The organism is Nocardioides cavernae, assembly GCF_016907475.1.
GTDB classification, from domain to species: domain Bacteria; phylum Actinomycetota; class Actinomycetes; order Propionibacteriales; family Nocardioidaceae; genus Nocardioides; species Nocardioides cavernae.
Window position 1 is genome coordinate 1,449,577 of the sequence record NZ_JAFBCA010000001.1, and the last position, 18,609, is coordinate 1,468,185.

14 protein-coding genes are annotated in these 18,609 nt (G+C 73.6%); 8 read left to right on the forward strand and 6 right to left on the reverse strand.

What is annotated here, in order from left to right:
• The first annotated feature begins 1 nt into the window (after position 1).
• Positions 2–1,366 (forward strand): FAD-binding oxidoreductase, encoded by a 1,365-nt coding sequence (locus tag JOD65_RS06720; RefSeq protein ID WP_204810986.1) that lies wholly within the window; start codon positions 2–4, stop codon positions 1,364–1,366.
• Between the two features lie 90 nt (positions 1,367–1,456).
• Complete coding sequence (locus JOD65_RS06725; protein ID WP_191193161.1) at positions 1,457–2,824, forward strand: FAD-binding oxidoreductase; 1,368 nt, start codon at positions 1,457–1,459, stop codon at positions 2,822–2,824.
• Between the two features lie 52 nt (positions 2,825–2,876).
• On the opposite strand, the gene JOD65_RS06730 is transcribed toward JOD65_RS06725, so the two are convergent.
• The 3 genes from JOD65_RS06730 to JOD65_RS06740 all read right to left on the reverse strand — a co-directional run bounded on the left by JOD65_RS06730 (position 2,877) and on the right by JOD65_RS06740 (position 6,988).
• Complete coding sequence (locus tag JOD65_RS06730) at positions 2,877–3,257, reverse strand: hypothetical protein (RefSeq protein ID WP_191193160.1); 381 nt, start codon at positions 3,255–3,257, stop codon at positions 2,877–2,879.
• A gap of 12 nt (positions 3,258–3,269) precedes the next feature.
• Positions 3,270–6,614 (reverse strand): Ig-like domain-containing protein, encoded by a 3,345-nt coding sequence (locus tag JOD65_RS06735; protein ID WP_191193159.1) that lies wholly within the window; start codon positions 6,612–6,614, stop codon positions 3,270–3,272.
• Positions 6,615–6,799: 185 nt separating this feature from the next.
• A complete protein-coding gene (locus tag JOD65_RS06740; protein WP_191193158.1) occupies positions 6,800–6,988 on the reverse strand; it encodes a hypothetical protein in 189 nt (62 codons plus the stop codon).
• Between the two features lie 89 nt (positions 6,989–7,077).
• On the opposite strand from JOD65_RS06740, the gene JOD65_RS06745 reads away from it, so the two are divergent.
• From JOD65_RS06745 to JOD65_RS06765, 5 genes are all read left to right on the forward strand, one after another.
• Complete coding sequence (locus tag JOD65_RS06745) at positions 7,078–9,744, forward strand: winged helix-turn-helix domain-containing protein (RefSeq protein ID WP_191193157.1); 2,667 nt, start codon at positions 7,078–7,080, stop codon at positions 9,742–9,744.
• A 109-nt stretch (positions 9,745–9,853) separates the two neighbouring features.
• On the forward strand, positions 9,854–10,537 hold the full coding sequence (locus JOD65_RS06750) for a hypothetical protein (protein ID WP_191193156.1): 684 nt from the start codon (positions 9,854–9,856) through the stop codon (positions 10,535–10,537).
• A complete protein-coding gene (locus JOD65_RS06755) occupies positions 10,534–11,193 on the forward strand; it encodes a DUF2306 domain-containing protein (protein ID WP_191193155.1) in 660 nt (219 codons plus the stop codon). Before JOD65_RS06750 ends, JOD65_RS06755 begins: the two co-directional genes overlap by 4 nt.
• The gene (locus JOD65_RS06760; RefSeq protein WP_204810988.1) at positions 11,190–11,456 is read left to right on the forward strand and encodes a DUF8691 family protein; all 267 of its coding nucleotides are present in this window, start codon (positions 11,190–11,192) and stop codon (positions 11,454–11,456) included. The genes JOD65_RS06755 and JOD65_RS06760 overlap by 4 nt, the downstream gene beginning before the upstream one ends.
• A 6-nt stretch (positions 11,457–11,462) precedes the next feature.
• The gene (locus JOD65_RS06765; RefSeq protein ID WP_191193154.1) at positions 11,463–11,651 is read left to right on the forward strand and encodes a DUF1918 domain-containing protein; all 189 of its coding nucleotides are present in this window, start codon (positions 11,463–11,465) and stop codon (positions 11,649–11,651) included.
• A 13-nt stretch (positions 11,652–11,664) separates the two neighbouring features.
• On the opposite strand, the gene JOD65_RS06770 is transcribed toward JOD65_RS06765, so the two are convergent.
• The 3 genes from JOD65_RS06770 to JOD65_RS06780 all read right to left on the reverse strand — a co-directional run bounded on the left by JOD65_RS06770 (position 11,665) and on the right by JOD65_RS06780 (position 17,781).
• On the reverse strand, positions 11,665–12,054 hold the full coding sequence (locus JOD65_RS06770; RefSeq protein ID WP_191193153.1) for a DUF2237 family protein: 390 nt from the start codon (positions 12,052–12,054) through the stop codon (positions 11,665–11,667).
• A 68-nt stretch (positions 12,055–12,122) separates the two neighbouring features.
• Positions 12,123–14,234 carry an MMPL family transporter gene (locus JOD65_RS06775; protein ID WP_191193152.1) on the reverse strand — a complete coding sequence of 704 codons (2,112 nt, stop codon included), beginning with the start codon at positions 14,232–14,234 and terminating at the stop codon, positions 12,123–12,125.
• 121 nt (positions 14,235–14,355) lie between these two features.
• On the reverse strand, positions 14,356–17,781 hold the full coding sequence (locus JOD65_RS06780; RefSeq protein ID WP_191193151.1) for an ATP-binding protein: 3,426 nt from the start codon (positions 17,779–17,781) through the stop codon (positions 14,356–14,358).
• 96 nt (positions 17,782–17,877) lie between these two features.
• Between JOD65_RS06780 and JOD65_RS06785 the strand changes: the two genes are divergently transcribed.
• Positions 17,878–18,606, forward strand: coding sequence for a hemerythrin domain-containing protein (locus tag JOD65_RS06785; RefSeq protein ID WP_191193150.1), 729 nt, complete (start codon positions 17,878–17,880; stop codon positions 18,604–18,606).
• Positions 18,607–18,609 lie beyond the last annotated feature (3 nt).

An 18,609-nucleotide genomic window follows, 5' to 3' on the forward strand; every position in this document is an offset into this window, starting at 1 on the left:
GGTGACGGTGCAGCAGGCCGAGGGTCTACGCCCACTGGCGGGCGGTGCTGTCCACCTGCCCGGCGACCCCCTCTACGACGAGGCGCGGATGCCGTGGAACCTCCAGGTCGACGAGCACCCCGCCGCGGTCGCCTACCCGGCCGACCCCCACGAGGTCGCCCGGATCGTCCGCGCCGCCGCGGCGGCCGGCCTCCGCGTCGCGCCGCAGGGCACCGGCCACGGAGCCCCGCCGCTCGCGGGCCGGCTCGGCGACGCCGTCCTGCTGCGCACCTCGGCCATGACCGGGCTGCGCGTCGACGCCGCCGGCCGTACGGCCCGCGCCGAGGCCGGCGTGCTGTGGGGCGACGTCGTCGCCCGCGCCGGCCGCGTCGGGCTGGCCGGACAGCACATGTCCAGCCCTGGTGTCGGCGTCGTCGGCTCATCGCTCGGCGGCGGGGTGAGCTGGTACTCCCGTCAGCACGGCCTGCAGTGCAGCGCGATCACCGCCGTCGAGCTGGTGCTCGCCGACGGCACCTTCGTGCGGGCCACCGACGACCAGGACCCCGACCTGCTCTGGGCGGCCCGCGGCGGCAGCGGCGGCTTCGGGGTCGTCACCGCGCTCGAGTTCGACCTGCTGCCGGTCCGGACGGCGTACGCCGGCATGCTCGCGTGGGACTGGCGGCACGCGCAGCGCGTCCTCACCGGCTGGGGCGAGTGGACGGCCGACGCGCCCGAGTCGGTCACGAGCGTCGCGCGGATCTTCCAGGTGCCCGACATCGAGTGGCTGCCCGACCAGCTGCGCGGTCGGAAGATGGTGATGATCGACGCCGTGGCGCTCGGCGACCCCGAGACCGGCGCCCGCTCGATCGCCCCGCTGCGCGCGCTGAAGCCCGAGATCGACACGTTCGCGGAGATGTCCGCGCCTGACATCGCCCACCTGCAGCTCGACCCGCAGGAGCCCACGGCCGTCTACGCCAACAGCGTCCTCGTCGAGGGCTTTCCCGCCGGCGCGGTCGACGCGCTCGTCGAGGCCGCCGGCCCCGAGTCGGGCAGCAACCTGCTCTTCGTGGAGCTGCGCCAGCTGGGCGGCGCCCTCGCGCGGCCCTCGCCCCGAGGCGGTGCGCTCGACCACCTGCCCGCCGCGTTCCTCGTGCTCGGCGTCGGGCTCGACGTGGGCACCGGGTGGGACGCCGTCCGCGCGGACGCCATGCGGATCCTCGACTCGCTCGCGCCCTGGTCCTCGCGCGCGTCGTACCTCTCGATGGCCTACGAGGCCGCCGCGCGACGGGGATTCGCGCCGGAGGCGTACGAGCGGCTGGTGCGGATTCGTGAGTCTGTGGACCCGAATCGCGTGTTTGTGGCACCACGCGCGTCCTCGAACGACTGAATCCGCGACAGGGCTCAAGTTGCCCTCAAGTTGCCCGCAAGTGCTCGGGTGCACCTTCGGAGGGTCAACAACGACCCAACGGAGGAAGCAATGACCATCGCCCAGACCAGCCCCGCAGCCGTACCGTTCGCGGAGCTGGACGCACTCACGATCGGCACCGTCGCGGTGCCCGGCGACAGGGCGTACGACGCCCTCGTCTCGCCGTGGAACCTCGCCGTCCCGGTCCAGCCGGCCGCCGTCCTGGCCGCCTTCGACGCCCAGGACGTCGTCGAGGCCGTGCAGTTCGCGGCCCGCCACGGCCTCCGCGTCACCCCGCAGGCCACCGGCCACGGCCCGATGGCGGAGCTGACCACCGAGCTGCTCGTCACCACCAAGGACCTCGACGAGGTGGTCATCCACCCTGAGGAGGGCTGGGCCCGCGCCGGAGCCGGCGTGAAGTGGCTGAAGGTCGTGGAGGCCGCCGCGCCGTACGGCCTGGCGCCGCTCTCGGGCTCGATCACCGACGTCGGGATCGTCGGCTACACCACCGGCGGTGGCCTCGGGCCGATGGCCCGCACCCACGGCCTCGCCATCGACAAGGTCCGCGCCATCGAGGTCGTCACCGGCGACGGCGTTCTCCGGCGCGCGACGCCGACCGAGCACCCGGAGCTCTTCTTCGCCCTGCGCGGCGCGAAGGGGATGCTCGGCATCGTCACGGCGATCGAGTTCGACCTGGTCGACCAGCCGAGCTTCTACGGCGGCTCGACGTGGTTCGACGGTGCGGACGCCCCGGCGGTCATCGACGCCTGGCGCACGTGGTCGGCGGAGCTGCCCGAGGAGGGCACCACGTCGTTCGCGCTCTTCCAGCTGCCCGACATGGAGGGCGTGCCGCCGATGCTCGCCGGTCGCCTGACGCTGTCCGTGCGCTTCGTCTGGACGGGCTCCGCCGAGGAGGGGGAGCGCTGGTTCGCCGCGATGCGGGCCGCTGCCCCGGCGATCCTCGACGACGTGGCCGACAAGCCCTACACCGCGATCGACTCGGTCCACACCGACCCGCTCGACCCGACCCCCGCCCACGAGGCGGCCGACGTGCTCGCCGAGTTCCCCGCGGAGGCCGCCGACGCGCTGCTCGCGCTCACCGGTCCCGGTGTCGTGTCGCCGCAGATCCTGGTGGAGGTACGCCAGCTCGGCGGCGCCTACGCCCGGCCGGGTGAGCACCCGGCCGCCTTCGCCTCGCGCGACGCGGCGTACTCGCTGCTCGTCGTCGGGATCTCGGAGGTCCCGGGCGTGGAGGACCATGCCGCCGCGATCCTCGACGCGATGGCGCCGTGGGTGGGTGGGCACCGGCTGCCGAACTTCACGTTCACGCCGGAGGAGTACGCCGACGCGTACGACGAGGTCACCCTCGCCCGGCTGCGACGGGCGCGGCGGACGTACGACCCGGCCGGCGTGCTGATGATCGGCGGCGTGCTGGCGTGAAACCCCTACGACCCGTGGCCCCCTGGTTGGTGGGGCCACGGGCCGTTGGCGGTCAGTCGACCCACTCCAGCTCGAGGTCGTCGGTGATCTCGAGCTCCTGGTGCTCGCAGATCTCGCGGTCCGCGAAGTCGTGCCGGACGATCACCGTGCCGGCGGCATCGCGCACCTCGAACGAGCCGTCCCCGGCCACCAGGCACTGCCGCTCGCGGTCGGTGAACTGCGTGTCGAACCGGAACGCCGGGTCCAGGGCGGCCTCCCTGAACGGCTGGCCGTCCCCGTCGAGCACGACGACGCGCAGGTCGTCCCGGTCCGACGTGTTGGTGAGCAGCGCCGTGCCGTCGTCGCTCGCCTCGCCCCCGGTGCAGCCGACCAGCGCGCCCGAAAGCAGGCCGGCGAGCGCCAGCGCGGGGACGAGGCGGCGACGAACGGTCATGACCTCATCCTCCTACTGCCGCACCTGTCCGTCGTTCCGCGCGGGTTCGAGCTCCGGAGCAGGCTCCGCCACCAGCCCACGTGCCAGGGCGGGGATGGGCCGGTCGAACCGCAACCCGAAGGCGAAGGTGTTCGGCTCGCCCGTGGTGGCGCCATCCGCCACGTCCGGCTCGGCGAGGCTCCAGGCCTCGGCGTCGACCAGGCGCAGCGCGTCCTTGGCCATCGCGGAGGTGGCTCCAGCGCCGTAGAACAGCGTGAACGTCACGGACTCGCCCGGGTCGATCTCCGGCAGCTGTACGTCGAACAGCGTGCCGTGGTCGTCCGGTCCGAAGTCCTCGAAGAGGCCACGGGCCCCCAGGTCGGTCGCGGCGTCCCGCGGGTCGGGGCTGGCGAACCCGTCGTTGGTTGCGTTCACCACCTCTGCGGGCAGCTGCCCGCCCTTGGCCCCGATCGTGACGTACTCGCTGAACGCGGTGGGCTCGACGTCCCAGTCCATGACCCGGCGGTAGGTGGGCGTGAGCGGGCCGTAGTCGTAGAACCCGAGCAGCTCGCCGAGCGCCGTGGTGTTGTTGGTGATGGTGACGTCGACCTGGAACAGGTTCGCCGTCTCCCGGGCGACGGAGAAGTCGTGCTCGACCACGAAGGGGGAACCGGCGCCTGCGCCGACCTCCGAGGTGCCCGACGCGGAGTCGAACGCCGCGTTGCGGAGGGTGAGGTCCTGGGTGCCGCCCCAGTCCGCGTTGGCCCAGCCGCCGACGCCGGCGTCCACGTCCGCGATGCCCCATCCTTCGCACACGCAACCCGGTGCCAGCGCGTCGGCGTTGGTCGGCACCCACCGCAGTCCGACCGTCGTCGTCCCGGTGCCGGACGAGGCGTCGTAACCGGGGACGTTCAGGTGACCCTCGGCGTGCACGCCCATCCGGATCAGCCCGTTGGTGATGGTGGTGTCGACGCGGTCGCCGACCGCGACGTTCAGCGACCCGCTCGCGCTGCCGTGGAAGTCGGGGTTCGACACCACGATGCTCACGCCCTTGCAGGTGTCGGGGTCGTACTCGATGACCCAGTCGTCCCCGTCCGGGACGGGCGTGGCGCAGGTCGGGGGAGCCGTCGTCGGGTCAAGGTCGTAGTCGGTGAGCGGGAACGCCCCGATCGAGACGTCGCCCTCGTCCATGGACGGAGACAGCCGGATCACGCTGCGCTGGTCGAGGTCGACGTCGACCTCGATGAAGGTCGCGCCCCCGGCTCCCAGCGACACGGGGACGCTGGCGCTGTCGCCGTTGCCGAGGCTGAGGCTCGTCTCCACCGGCCGTCGCCCGGACGAGGCATACGGTGCGTCGTTCGAGTTGTCAACGAGCTCGCCGCGCCAGTTGTCCGTCACTGCGCGGTCCACCCGGCCGGGGATGTCGATGTCCAGCATGTAGAGGTCGCGCCACATCAGGTCGCCGAGCGGCGAGATGGCGGTGGCGAGCTCGTCGCGGACCTTGCCGCTGTCGTCGATCGACTCCCAGAGCTCGCGCACGCCGTCCGCACCGTCCTGCGCCTCGATCCACTCGATGACGGGGAAGGCGCCGTACTGCCGGTTGGTGGACGAGTCCCAGGCGAGCAGGTCGCGCTGCGGCTCCTCGAGGAACAGGTCGATGTTGCGGTAGTACTCGGTCTTGTCGGAGTCGTTGTAGTCACTCGGGTACGCCGCCACCAGCTGGTGGCTCGCCCACTCGGCCGAGGCCTCGAGCATCCACGTGATGTCCTGGAACTCCAGGGTGTCGCGCGGGTCGAGCACGTCGATGGCGTTGAGGTACTCGTACTCGTACTGGTGGAACAGCTCGTGACCCGCGGTTGCCGCCAGGTCGGCGTCGTCGCGGTTGAGGAAGATCTGCTTGACGTAGGGCAGCGAGACTGCACGTCCCTGATATCCGCCCTGCGCCATGTAGGCGTCTACCCGGGAGATGGACTGCCAGGAGCGGGAGTCGAAGTAGGACTGCGCGTTCGCCAAGCCCGCTGCGGCCTCGGCCACCTCGGCCGGAACGTCCCCCTTGGGCTCGCTGTAGTCCTCGCTGTCCCACCACAGCGTGACCTCGCCGACCTTGCCGACGCAGTCGTAGCCGTCATTGAGCAGGCTCCGCAGGCGGCTGCAGTCGGGGTCGGACACGTCGTCGGTGCTGGCGAGCTCGAGGGTGCTGGGGCCAGCGGCGCGGGCCATGGGCTGCGCCGGGACCTCGTCCACCGGGGTCAGCATCGCGTCCAGCCGGGCACGCGCGCCGGTGGACATCAGGTGCCGGTGCTGGAGCACCAGCCACGTCCACGAGGAGACCTCGTCGGGGAGCTGGCCGAGGTAGCGGGGGTTCAGCTCGGGCTGGCCCAGCACGGCGTACATCGACTGCAGCACGTAGGTGTCGACGTCGATTCGGCCCGCCCGGTAGTCCAGGTCGAGTCGGCGCAACGGACCTCCCGAGTTGTCGACGACGACGGGGATCAGGTCGCGCGCGGTGTTGCCGGCGGCGTCGACGGCCTCCACGGCCAGCGGCTGCTCGCCGTTGGGCAGGCCGGAGGTGTCGACCACGACCGAGAACGGCGCCTGCTCGTCGGTGCCGACGAGGCGACCGCCGAGGGTGACCGTCACGGCGGCGACGGCGGTGTCGTCGGCCGCGTCCACGTCGACGATCACGTCACCGAACACGCTCTCGCCGAACGTGGGCGCGGTGATCTTGACGGTGGGCGCGGTGGTGTCATCGGTCTCGCTGCCCTCGTAGGTCAGCTCGAGGGTGGGCGCGCCGGCCGTGCCCGGCGCCGCGAACAGCGCGCGGGCGGGGAGCCCGGACACGGCGAGAGAGGACGTGCTCCCTCCGAGCAGCGACTCGACGGCCGGGAGGGCGTCGAGGACGACCGCACCGGGAGAAGCGACGGAGGTGGTCGCCGCGGGTGAATCCACCGATGGCGCCGTCTCGGAGAGGACAGTGCCCTGCGGTGCCTCGGTCGTCGTCGCGAAGACCGCCAGGTCGGTGGGGGACGGCACCTCGGACACCGTCATGCGGAGCTTGGCCGCCACCAGCGAGCTGTTCGCGGGAGGGGGCGGGAGCTGGACGTCGAGCACGGCCGTGTAGGCGAACCGGCAGTGACCGGGCGCAGCCCCGTCCTTCAGCCCTGCAGCGAGCTTCCCCGCCGGGACGCTCGGGCCGAGCTCCGACGGAGGCGCCGGGCGCCCGGCGTTGGGGCAGGGCTTGTCGGGCTTCTTGGTCTTGCCGGCGGGCACGGCGACCGTCCCGCCCTGGTTGATCGGTGCCGTGACCACGGTCGTCTGGGCGCTGGCCGGGGCCGTCGCCGCCAGGCTGGCCACCCCGAGTCCCAAGGTCACGATCACGCCGAAGGCCCGCCTTGAGCGGGCACCACGATTCCTTCCGAGCATGCTGACGTCCCCCGTCTTTGCTGGATGTTGCCGCGACGCTAGGGGTCCTCCACAGGTGCCGCCAGTGGTTCGCGCATTCCTTTACCGTTCCGGCTCCCCTGCGGCTCGTGGCCCCAGGTTGGTGGCGGCCAGGAGTCGTGTCACGCGCCCAGCGCGTCGAGGCCGTAGTAGACGGCGAAGGCCGGCCAGACGAGGCCCTCCAGGATGGCGAGCAGGTGCTGCCAGAGGCCGTCCGCCTCCATCCAGAAGTAGACCCAGGCGCCGAAGATGCCGAGACCGTAGATGGCGTTGCCGGCCTGACCGGAGGCCGTGCTGGTGCGATCGCTCATGGTGGTGCTCCCTTCGCCGGCCACGCTAGGCCGGGGGACGACCTGCCCGGCAGGGTCCTTCGGCCCGTCCCCGCCACTAACCTGACGCCATGGCGGTGCTCGGCACGAAGCTGCGCGTCCCGCTGTCGCGCCGGCAGCTCGTGGACCGCAGCCGCCTCACGGACCGGCTGCCCACTGGCCGTGGCCAGATGCCGCGGCTGGTGCTGGTGGCGGCGCCGGCCGGGTCCGGGAAGACGACGCTGCTGACCCAGTGGCTGGCGGCCGGTGACGTCCGGACCGCCTGGCTGTCGCTCGACGTCGCAGACGACGACCTGCGGCGGTTCCTCACGCACCTCGTGGCGTCCGTCCGCGTCGCCAGCCCGGAGGTCGGCGTTGAGGAGACGGCGCTGCTCGAGGACGAGCGGACGGTGCGGGCGGAGGACGTGCTGGCCGTCCTGGTCGACGAGCTCGACGCGCTGTCCGGACCGACGGTCATCGCGCTCGACGACTACCACGTGATCGACGGCGCCGAGGTGCACGAGGCGGTCGCCTTCCTGCTCGACAACCTGCCACCGCAGGTCAGCGTGGCGATGACGACGCGGGCCGATCCGCCGCTGGCCCTGTCGCGGCTCCGGGCCCGCGGGGAGCTGCTCGAGGTCAGGGCTGCCGACCTTCGGTTCACCACCGCCGAGGCGACGGCGTTCCTCAACGACGTCATGGGTCTCGGCCTGGAGCCGGAGCACGTCGCCGCGCTCGAGCGCCGGACCGAGGGCTGGGCCACCGGACTGCAGCTCGCCGCCCTCTCCGCTGCCGGCACCGCCGACCCGGACGGGTTCGTCGACGCGTTCGCCGGCAGCCACCGGTTCGTCCTCGACTACCTCGTCGACGAGGTGCTCGCCGGCCAGCCCGCCGACGTCCGGTCGTTCCTGCTCGACACCTCCGTCCTCGACGACCTCTGCGGGCCGCTGTGCGACGCGGTCACCGGTCGCTCCGACGGGCAGCAGGTGCTGGAGGCGCTCGAGCGGGCCAACCTCTTCGTGGTCCCGCTCGACGACGAGCGGCAGTGGTGGCGCTACCACCACCTCTTCGGCGAGGCGCTGCGCGCGCGACTCACGGCCGGGGGCGCCGAGCACGTCGGGCGCCTGCACCAGCACGCCGCCGACTGGTACGCCGAGCACGACCGCCTGCCCGACGCCGTCCGGCACGCCCTCGCCGGCGGCTACGTCCACCAGGCCGCCGACCTGGTGGAGCTCGCCGTGCCCGGGATGCGTCAGCGCCGCGAGGACCGGGCGATGCGCGAGTGGCTGCGGGCCCTGCCGGAGGACGTCGTACGACACCGCCCGCTGCTGGCGATGCACCTCGCGTGGGCGCGGCTCTCCGAGGGCGACCTCGACGGGCTCGACCGGTGGCTCGACGTCGCCGAGGCAGCGTTGGAGTCGCAGGAGGCGCCCCCGCCGTCGACGGGCCCGGCGACCGCGAGGGCAGCTCGCGACCAGGACCTGGCCACCCTGCCGGCGATGGTCGAGGTCTACCGGGCGACCGTCGCCCAGGCCCGCGGCGACGTCGCCGCGACGACGGCCCACGCGAGCCGGGCCCGCGACCTCGTCGGGCCCGACGACCACTTCGTGCTCGGGGCGTCGTCGGGCTTCCTCGGGCTGGCGGCCTGGGCCGCCGGGGACCTGGCGGCCGCCGCCGACACGTTCGGCGAGGCGGCGAACCACATCCGGGCCGCGGGGAACGTCGCCGACGGGCTCGGGATGACCGTCGTGCTGGCCGAGATCGTTCGCGGGCGAGGTCGGCCCGACGAGGCGAGGCGCCTCCTCGAGCACGCGCTCGCGGCCGCGGAGTCGACCCCGGGCCCGCCGCTGTCGACGACCGGCGACCTGCACGTGGCGCTCGCCGAGGTGCTGGTCGAGCAGGGGTCGCTGGCCGAGGCCGAGTCGCACCTGCGGACGGTCGTGGAGCTGGGTGAGCGGGCGTCGCTGATCGAGAACCGGCACCGCGTCCACGTCGCGCGAGCCGCGCTGCTCCGGGCGCGCGGCGACCTCGACGCGGCCGTTACTGCGCTGGGCGAGGCGCAGGCGCTCCTCCTGCCCGGGTACTTCCCCGACGTGCGCCCGATCCCCGCATTGGGGGCGCGGATCCGCATCGCTCAGGATCGGCTCGACGACGCCCGCACGTGGGCGTCCGAGCACCGCGTCGACCTCGGCGACGCCACCTACCTCGGGGAGGTCGACCGGTTGACCCTCGCCCGGCTGCTGGTGGCGGAGGTCGATCGTCTCGACGACGTCGTCGCCGCGACCGAGCGGATCGCGACCGAGGCCGGGGCCGCCGGGCGCGGAGGCAGCGTGGTCGACGCGCACGTCGTACGAGCCCTCGCCCACCACGCGAAGGGTGACCGCGACGCAGCCCTCTCGGCGTTGGGGGAGGCGCTCGAGCGCGGGGTGCCGGCCGGGTATCGCCGGCTCTACCTCGACGAGGGTGCGGCGATGGTCGAGCTGCTGGCGGCGCACGGGGGCGAGCACGCGACCACCGTGCTCGCGGCTGCCGCGCGGGAGGAGCCCCCGCCCCGGTCGCCGCAGCCCGACGGGCTCAGCGAGCGCGAGCTGGAGGTGCTGCGCCTCCTCGCCACAGAGCTGACCGGACCCGAGATCGCGCAGCGGCTCTTCGTCTCGCTCAACACCCTGCGCACCCATACCAAGCACATCTTCACCAAGCTCGACGTCAACACCCGCCGGGCAGCCGTACGACGGGCTGCCGAGCGCGAGCTCCTCTGAGGGATCACCACCCGAGTCACATCGTCATGTGATGTGGGGTCACCCCATCGCTTCCTAGCGTCCTGGACATCGCCGGAACCTCCGGCCACCACGAGTCCAGGAGCCCACCATGAACGTCACCAGTAGCGGCCTGACCAAGGCCGCCGGCGTCGCCGCCGCGGTCGCCGGGAGCATCTTCATCGCCGTCCAGGTCAACCACCCCGCCGAGGCCGCCTTCGACACCGAGACCACCGAGTGGGTCGTGCGGTGCACCGCCAAGGCCCTGATGGCGGTGCTCGCCCTCGCGGGCATCACCGGCATGTACCTCCGCCAGCACCGGCAGGCCGGGCCGCTCGGGCTCGTCGGCTACGCCGTCTTCGCGCTCGGCTACCTGACGCTGCTCAGCGTCGAGGTCATCGCTGCCGCGGTCCTCCCGACGCTGCTCGACAGCGACCCGGTCTACGTCATGGACGTCGTGAGCGCCGCCGCCGGAGGCACCCCGGACGGTGACATCGGCGGCATGCAGGTCGTCCTCAACATCGCCGGCGCCGGCTACATCCTCGGCGGTCTGCTCTTCGGCATCGCCCTCTTCCGCACGGGCATCCTGCCCCGCTGGGCCTCGGCGCTGCTCGCCGTCAGCACCGTCAGCACCGCAGCTCTCGCCTTCCTGCCTGGGGCCTTCAACCGGCCGTTCGCCGTTCCCGAGGGCATCGCGCTGATCGGCCTGGGCGTCGCCCTGTGGCGCAACCCCGTCGACGTCCACGCCCGCACCGCCGAGCCCGCCGCAGCGGTGCTCTCGCCCTCGGTCCGATGAGCCGCCGCACCGGCTGGGCGATCCCCGTCGCCCTGTTCGCCCTCTGCTTCGTGCCCGTGATGTCGGGAAGCCTCCGGCTGGTCCAGCTGGCCGGAGGCCCCGAGATCATGCCGGCCGACGACCGGTGGGCCGGCTGGCCGGTCGCGCTGGTCGTGCACATCGTGGGCGCAGCGGTCTTCGCCCTGGTCGGCGCGTTCCAGCTCGTCGCGGGCATCCGTCGCCGGCACCCGCGCTGGCACCGGCGGGCGGGCCGGGTGCTCGCCGTGGCCGGCCTGATGGTCGCCGGCTCGGCGCTGTGGCTCACGCTCTTCTACGACCCGCAGCCCGGCACCGGTCCGCTGCTCTTCGTCCTGCGCCTCGTCGTCGCGTCGGCAATGGTCGGCTGCCTCGTCGTTGGCGTCGCCGCCGCCCGCCGCCGCGACTTCGCCACGCACCGAGCGTGGATGATCCGCGCCTACGCGCTCGCCGTCGCCGCCGGCACCCAGGTCTTCACGCAGGGCTTCGGCGAGGCCGTCGTCGGCGACGGCGAGCTGCGCGGCGACCTGCTCAAGGCGGCCGGCTGGGCGATCAACCTGGCCGTTGCCGAGTGGGTGATCCGACGGCCCGCCCGGCGTCGTACGCCTCGCGCGGTGCCCGTGGAGGTCGGGTCGCGATGACCGGCGCGGCGACGTACGAGATCCGCGTCGCGGGCCACCTCGACGACCACTGGTCCGACCGGCTCGGCGGCCTGGCGATCACGCGCAACGCCGACGGCACCACCACCCTCACCGGCCCGCTGGCCGACCAGGCCGAGCTGTACGGCGTGCTGTCGGGGCTGCGCGACATCGGCGCCGCGTTGCGGTCTGTAGACCTGATGCCCCTTGCCGACGCCGACGTCCCGGGCGCATCGTGGGAACAGGAACCAGGACAGGGGTGGTGAGCAGCGATGCACGCGCAGGTCGGTGACCGGCTGGTGGCCGAGAGCAACAGGGTCGACGCGCCCAGACGCGAGGGCCAGATCGTCGAGGTCCGCGGGACGGACGGCGGCCCGCCGTACGTCGTCCGGTGGGGCGACGGCCACGAAGGACTCGTCTACCCCGGCGACGACGCCCACGTGGTGCCGGCCGGACTCTGAGGAGAAAGCCGGGTCAGTCCAGGGTGCTGAGGTCCGGGGGCACGTCCACGGCGTGCGTCCGCAGCACCTCGAGCGGTACGACGTCGAGCGCGCGCTCCGACGTGGCCGCCAGCACGACGGGCGCCGCCACCCCGTCGTCGTACGCCTGGAGCCAGCGGACCGCGACCACGCACCAGCGGTCACCCGGGACGAGGCCGGGGAAGTGCCACTCCGGGCGCGGGGTGGACAGGTCGTTGCCCACCGAGGCCTGGTGAGCCAGGAACTCCTCGGTCATCACCGCGCAGACGGCGTGCAGGCCGACGTCCTGCGGCCCGACCGTGCAGGTGCCGTCGCGGTGGAAGCCGGTCAGCGGGTCGGTGCCACACGGGTCCAGGTCGCCGCCGAGGACGTTGCGCTCCGTCATGGGTCGATCATCGCGCGTGGCCGGACCGGCACCCCCGCAGGGGGCGCCGGCCCGGCCGATCACGACGGTCAGACCCCGACCAGCTCGCGCTCGGGAGCCGGCTCGTCCTCGACCTCGACGCGCACGGTGGGCAGCAGCCGGTCCAGCCAGCCCGGGAGCCACCAGTTCCAGTGGCCCAGCAGCGACATCGTGGCCGGGACGAGCACCATCCGGACGAGGGTCGCGTCCAGGACGATCGCGACGGCCATTCCGAGCCCGAGCTGCTTGACGACCACGTCGCCCTCGGTGGCGAAGCCGAGGAACACGACCACCATGATCGCGGCGGCGGAGGTGATCACCCGGCCGGTGGCCGAGAGGCCGCGGACCACGCTGCCGCGCGGGTCGCCGGTGCGCAGGTAGTCCTCCCGGATCCGCGACAGCAGGAACACCTCGTAGTCCATCGACAGGCCGAACAGGATCGCGAACTGCAGGATCGGCATCCAGCTCGAGATCGGCATCGGCTGGTCGACGCCGATCAGCTCCGCGGCCCAGCCCCACTGGAAGACCGCGACGAGCACGCCGTAGGCGGCGGTGATGGAGAGCAGGTTCATCGCCGCGGCCTTGAGGGGCACCAGCACCGACCTGAACATCAGCGCGAGCAGCAGGACCGAGACGCCGACGACGAACGCGATCACCAACCACAGGCGCTCCTGCAGCATGTCGGAGATGTCGGAGAAGAACGGCGTCCAACCGGTCACCTCCGCACTCGCCGGGAGCGCGGCGCGCAGGTCGTCGATCAGGTCCGGGGTCCGCTCGTCGGTGGGCCTGAAGGCGGGCTCGGCGGTGATGATCGAGAGCGCGCCGTCCGGCGTCGTCACCACGGGTTCGAGGCCTGCGATGCGGTCGTCCGCACGCAGCGTCGCCACCGCCTCGTCCGCGGCACCCGTGGCGGAGGTCGGCACCACCACGGTCAGCGGCCCGTTCGCGCCGGGACCGAGCTCGGCGGCGACCAGGTCGTACGCCTGGCGCGTGGTGTTGCCCGCCGGCTGGCTGCTCGCGTCGCCGGGCCAGGTGCGCAGGTCGAGCACGGGCGCGGCGAGCACCAGCAGGGCGCCGAGGCTGACCAGCGCCCAGACGAGCGGCTTGCGGCCGACGCGGGCGGCCCAGCGGGCGGTGAGCGGCTCCCGGGTGCGCAGCGGACGGTTGCGACGTACGGCACGGGGGAGCAGCTTGCGACCACCCAGCCGGCACAGCGCCGGCACCAGGGTGAGGGCGGCCGCAGCGACGAACACGACGGCGATGGCGGTGGCCAGGCCGAACGAGTCGTACGTCGACAGGCCGGCGAGGCGCAGGCCCATCAGCGAGACCAGCACGGTCACCGCGGCGAACACCACCGACCGTCCGGACGTCGCGACCGCGCGCCCCGCGGACTCGACGGCGTCATGCCCGAGCCGGAGGTGCTCCACGTGGCGGGTGACCAGGAGCAGCGCGTAGTCGATCCCCACGCCGAGCCCGACCATCGAGGCGACCATCGGCGCGGACGTGCTGACCGTCATGGTGGCGGCGAGCAGGGCGATGCCGGAGCTGCCCGCTGCCAGGCCGGCCACGGCAGCGGCGATCGGCAGCCCCGCGCCGACGGCGGAGCCGAGGGCGATGACGAGGATCAGCAGGGCGATGCCCACGCCGACGAGCTCACCGGTGCCCCCGAAGGCCTCGCCCGCGGTGTCGGGGACCTCGCCGCCGAGCTCCACCTGCAGGCCCGAGTCGACCGTCCCGGAGATCGCGCCCCCGAGCGGCTCGATGTTGCCCATCAGGTCGGGGTGCGTGATGGGCTCGGCGTACTGCACCGTCAGCACGGCGGTGTCGCGGTCGCCGCTGAGCCGGGCGGGCCCGACGTCGGCGACGTGCTCGAGGCCGCGCAGCCGCTCGGTCAACGTGCCGATCTCGGCGGAGGGGAGGGGGTCGCCCTCGCGGTCGTGGACCACGACGCGGGCGCTGGCGAAGCCGCCGACCCCGTGCTCGCGGAGCAGGTCGATGCCCTGCTGTGCCCGGGCGCCGGGGACGTCCCAGTCGTCGCGCATCGGTGCGCCGAACGACGAGGCGAGCGCCGCGGCGGTGGCCACGAGCAGGATCCAGGCGCTGATCACCCGCCAGGGATGGGCGGCGGACGAGCGGCCGAGACGGTAGAGGTACGACGACATGGCGGTCTCCTGGGTGCGGGTCGGGCTGACCCGATGACCTTGCGGCCCCCACCTTCGGGCGCACTTGGGCGCCGCTTGGGTGGTCGACCCAAGAGCAGGCCCACGAGCCGCCCCGAGACCCTCAGAACCCGAGTCGCGCGCGGTGTGCGCCGAGCCAGTCGGCGTACGCCGTGAAGCCCCAAGAGTCGCACTGGTCGGTCGCGCGCGCCGCCGCGTCGGCCGCCTCGCGCTGCCGGCCGGTGGCGGCCAGGGCCAGCGCGAGGTAGCCGTCGACCGGACCCATCACGGTAGAGATCCCGCTGATCGCCATCCGCCCGTGGAGCGGCGCCAGGTGAGCGGCCATCTGCTCGGCCAGGGGTACGTCGCCCGCGACCGCGGCGGCCTCGGCCACGCCGCACCACGTGCTGGTGCTGCTCCAGTTGTCCACCCGGTGCGTGATGGGGGTGAGCAGCTGCGCGCGCAACCGGTCGGGGTCGCCCGCACGGGCGATCGCGAGGAGCAGGACGTCCGCGGCCAGGTCGTTGTCGGCGACCGCGATGGCCGCAGCGATCGGCTCGATCAGCTCGCCGATGCGCTCGTCCCACAGGTGCGACATGTAGTGGATGCCCATCAGGTGCAGTGCCTCGTTGCCGGGGTTCAGCCGCGGCCGCAGGGCGTGCAGCTCGGCCGCGAGCCGGTCCACGGCCGCCTCGTCGCTCCGCAGGGAGGCGAGGCTGAGGTCGATCCACCCCAGCGCCACCCGCGCGTACGAGTTGCGGCGGCGCGATGCGAGCCGGGCGGTGGCCGCAGCGGTGTCGACGTACGCCGTCCGGTCGCCCACCTCGATCAGGCTGCCCGTCAGCAGGACCGACGCGACGACCTCGGCATCCGGGTCCGCTGCCTCCCGGGTGGCGCGGAGCCCCTCCTGCGCCAGCTCGAGCCGGAGGTCTGCATGGACCGGTGTCCAGAGGGCCTTCCAGGCGTTCGACGCCGCCCAGGCCAGGAGGGCGGGATCGCCGATCCGGCGGGCCATGGCGACGCCCTCCTCGGCGAGCGCCCTCACCTCGGCCCGGGCCGAGGGCTCGTAGTAGAGCAGCACCGCGAGCGCGAGCATCACCTGGCAGCGCTCCGTCGAGTCGCCGTGGGGCAGCTCGGCCATCGCCCAGCGCAGGTCCTCGACCGCGTCCTCCGGCACCTCGTTCCACTGCTGGGGCATCCAGACCGACCCGTCGGTGGACGCCGCTGCCGCCGCCGCGAGCCGGGGCAGGTCGTCCTCGCGCCGGGCCAGCGCGATCGCCTCCTCCGCGCAAGGCAGCACCTGGTCCCACTCCGCGTTGGGGCGGCAGTCGCCGGCCCGGGTCAGCAGCAGGTCGATCCGCTCGGTGGTCGTGCCGAGTGGGTCGCGTCGGTGCGCGTCGATCGCCGCCGCGACGAGCCGCTCGGCCTCGACCCACGAGAAGGTACGGCGCGCCTGCGCGGCCGCGTCCGCCGCGGCCCGCCAGGCCCGGCCGACGTGGGTGGGTCCGGCGGCGAGCCAGTGCCGGGCGAGCTCGGCGACCCGCTCCTCGCGGCCGACCATCCCGCCGACCGCGGCGTCGTCGGCGAGGGTATGGGCCGCCTGCGCGTGGAGCCGTGCGAGCCGTGACGGGCTCGCGGTCGTCAGGACGGCGTCGCGGGTGAGGGCGTGGGTGAAGGCCGCGGTCCCGGCCTCGGGGTCCTCCACCAGCCCCGCCTCGCGCGCCGGGGTCAGGGCGTCGTCGACGTCCTCCGCCGGCTCGCCGGCGACCGCTGCCAGCAGGTCCAGCGAGAAGCGCCGGCCCAGGACAGCGGCGAGGAGGAGCAGCTCGCGAGTCGGCTCGGGCAGGCCCTGCAGGCGCCGGACGATGACGTCCCGGACGGTCGCGGGCAGCGTCGTGCTGTCACGGGCGTCGAGCCGGGCGAGCTCGACGAGGAAGTAGGGGTTGCCGTCGGACCGTCGGTGCCAGTCGTCCACCACCTCGTCGGGCACGACGGTGCCGGTCACGGCATCCACCAGGCTCCGGGCCTCCGCCGGCGTCAGGCCGGACAGGTCCAGCCGGGTCACGTGGTGGCGCGCCAGCTCCTCACCGACCTCGGCCAGGTCGCCGGTCGGCTCGGGCAGCCTCCGTCGCGTGGCGACGACCGCCAGCCGGTGTCCGGGTGCGGCGCTCGCGACGAGGTGTCGCAGCACCTTGAGGGAGGCGGTGTCGGCCCAGTGCAGGTCGTCGAGCACCAGGAGGACCGGCTCGGACGACGACCGGGAGGTGAGCTCGTGCGCCAAGGTCTCCCGGGCGCGGAACGCCTCGCGCTCGGCGCTCTCGCCGGTGCCCGACGGTGCGCCGGTCAGCAGCTCCTCGACGTGCGTGTCGAGCTCGCAGCCGTCGGCGAGCTCGCGCAGGGCCTGGCTCCAGGGCCACAGGCTGGGGGCGCCGTCGTCCTGCGAGCACCTTCCGGTCGCCACCCGGAAGCCGCGCTCGCGCGCCACGGCCATGACCCTGGCGACCAGCCGCGACTTGCCGATGCCGGGCTCGCCGACGAGCAGGGCGGTCGCCGGCGTGCCCGCCTCGGCGCGGGCCAGCACGTCCAGCAGCGCGGCCTCCTCGACCTCGCGGCCGACCGTCGGCCAGCCGGTCGTCGTACCGACCGGAGCCGGGGCCGTGGCAGGCGCCGCGGCTGGCGAAGGACCGGGCGCGGACCCGGAGGTGACGGGAGCGGGGGCACGCAACCACTGGTGCAGCGCGGGGTCCTGGACGAGCACGGCCTGCTCGAGCTCGCGCAGCTCGTGCCCCGGGTCGAGGCCGAGCTCGTCGGCCAGGACGGACCGGATCTGGCGCAGCGCGGCCAGCGCCTCGGCCTGCCGGCCGGTGCGGGTCAGGGCGAGCGCGTGCAGCGCCCAGACGCGTTCGCGGAGCGGGTACCTCGCGGTCGCCTCCTCGGTGGCGGCCACGACCACCGCGTGGTCGCCGAGCGCGAGCAGGCCCAGGACGCGCGCCTCCTCGGCGTCGAGCCGGAGCTGGTCGAGCGACGTCCGCTCGAGGACGACCTCGGGCTCGTCGGGGAGGTCGGCGTACGCGTCACCCGTCCACAGGGCGAGCAGCTCCTCGATCCGGTCCACGCTGCGCGAGATCTCCGCGCGGGTCGGCCAGTCGGCGCTCGGCCCGGTGGTGAGGTGTGCGGCGAGGGGAGAGAGCGACCGGTGGAGGGTGCGGACCTCGTCGGCGAAGCGGTGCGCATCGACGTGCTCGCGGCCGAGCGCCAGCCGGTAGCCGTGGTCGCTGGTCAGCAGGACGCGGGGCTTCTCCCGGGGGCCGAGCCCCGGCTCGAGGACACGACGTACGCCGGAGAGGTAGGAGTGCAGGGTGCCGTGGGCGCCGCGGGGCGCGTCCTCGCCCCAGACCAGCCGGACCAGCGCGTCGGGCGGGACGTCGCTGCCGAGCCGGAGAGCGAGTGCGGCCAGGACCGAGCGCGGCTTGCGGGCGCCGACGTCCACGGTGGCTGCCGGATCGTCGGCGAGCGCCACCTGGCTCGTTCCGAGCACGCGGACCCACACGCGCAGCAACGTAGCGGGAAAGCGGCCCAAGTCGCGCTGGAGTGCGGCTCAAGACTCGGGGGAGATCGTGCTTGCACCACCAGCCGAGGAGAGCCGATGAAGCACACCGGGACCACCCCGTCGTACCGCCCACAGCTGACCCTGCCCGGGCAGGCGCACACCGCCGAGGGTCCGCACGACCAGACGGGGATGTACGTGATGCACCACGCGCTGCGGCGCGACTTCGACAGGTTCGCCGCCGCCGTGGAGGGCACGCCGATCGTGGAGCACGAGGTGTGGGCCGCGCTGGAGCGGCGCTGGGTCGCGATGGCCGACGTGCTGCACCACCACCACTCCGCCGAGGACGACGAGCTGTGGCCGCTGCTGCAGCAGCACGCGGAGGCCGCCGGCGACACGGCCGGCCTCCGGGTGCTCGCCGACATGGACGACGAGCACGACGACATCGACCCCGCGCTCGAGAACGTCCGTGACGCCTTCGCCTCGATGGGCGTGCACCCGTGCACCGATCACCGCAACGCACTGGAGATCCGGCTCGGCGCCGCCCACGAGCTCCTGCTGTCGCACCTGGCCCACGAGGAGCAGCACGCCCTGCCGATGCTGCAGCGGAGCCTGAGCGAGGAGGAGAACACGGCCTTCGAGAAGGCGGTCGAGAAGCGCTACCCGCTGCGATCGATCCCGTTCCTCCTCCCGTGGGCGATGGACGGGGTGCCGTCCGACGCCCGCGATCGCCTGCTCGAGTCCACCCCGCCCGGCTACGGCCTGCTCCTGCGGGTCTTCCGACGCCGCTACGAGCGCGTCGAACGTCTCGCCTTCCGGTTCGCCTGAGAG

Coding starts and splice junctions, on each gene's coding strand:
- JOD65_RS06775 (WP_191193152.1), bottom strand. CDS start 14,234: ATGTCGTCGTACCTCTACCGTCTCGGCCGCTCGTCCGCCGCCCATCCC.
- JOD65_RS06770 (WP_191193153.1), bottom strand. CDS start 12,054: ATGACGGAGCGCAACGTCCTCGGCGGCGACCTGGACCCGTGTGGCACC.
- JOD65_RS06785 (WP_191193150.1), top strand. CDS start 17,878: ATGAAGCACACCGGGACCACCCCGTCGTACCGCCCACAGCTGACCCTG.
- JOD65_RS06765 (WP_191193154.1), top strand. CDS start 11,463: ATGCACGCGCAGGTCGGTGACCGGCTGGTGGCCGAGAGCAACAGGGTC.
- JOD65_RS06760 (WP_204810988.1), top strand. CDS start 11,190: ATGACCGGCGCGGCGACGTACGAGATCCGCGTCGCGGGCCACCTCGAC.
- JOD65_RS06750 (WP_191193156.1), top strand. CDS start 9,854: ATGAACGTCACCAGTAGCGGCCTGACCAAGGCCGCCGGCGTCGCCGCC.
- JOD65_RS06755 (WP_191193155.1), top strand. CDS start 10,534: ATGAGCCGCCGCACCGGCTGGGCGATCCCCGTCGCCCTGTTCGCCCTC.
- JOD65_RS06740 (WP_191193158.1), bottom strand. CDS start 6,988: ATGAGCGATCGCACCAGCACGGCCTCCGGTCAGGCCGGCAACGCCATC.
- JOD65_RS06730 (WP_191193160.1), bottom strand. CDS start 3,257: ATGACCGTTCGTCGCCGCCTCGTCCCCGCGCTGGCGCTCGCCGGCCTG.
- JOD65_RS06725 (WP_191193161.1), top strand. CDS start 1,457: ATGACCATCGCCCAGACCAGCCCCGCAGCCGTACCGTTCGCGGAGCTG.
- JOD65_RS06745 (WP_191193157.1), top strand. CDS start 7,078: ATGGCGGTGCTCGGCACGAAGCTGCGCGTCCCGCTGTCGCGCCGGCAG.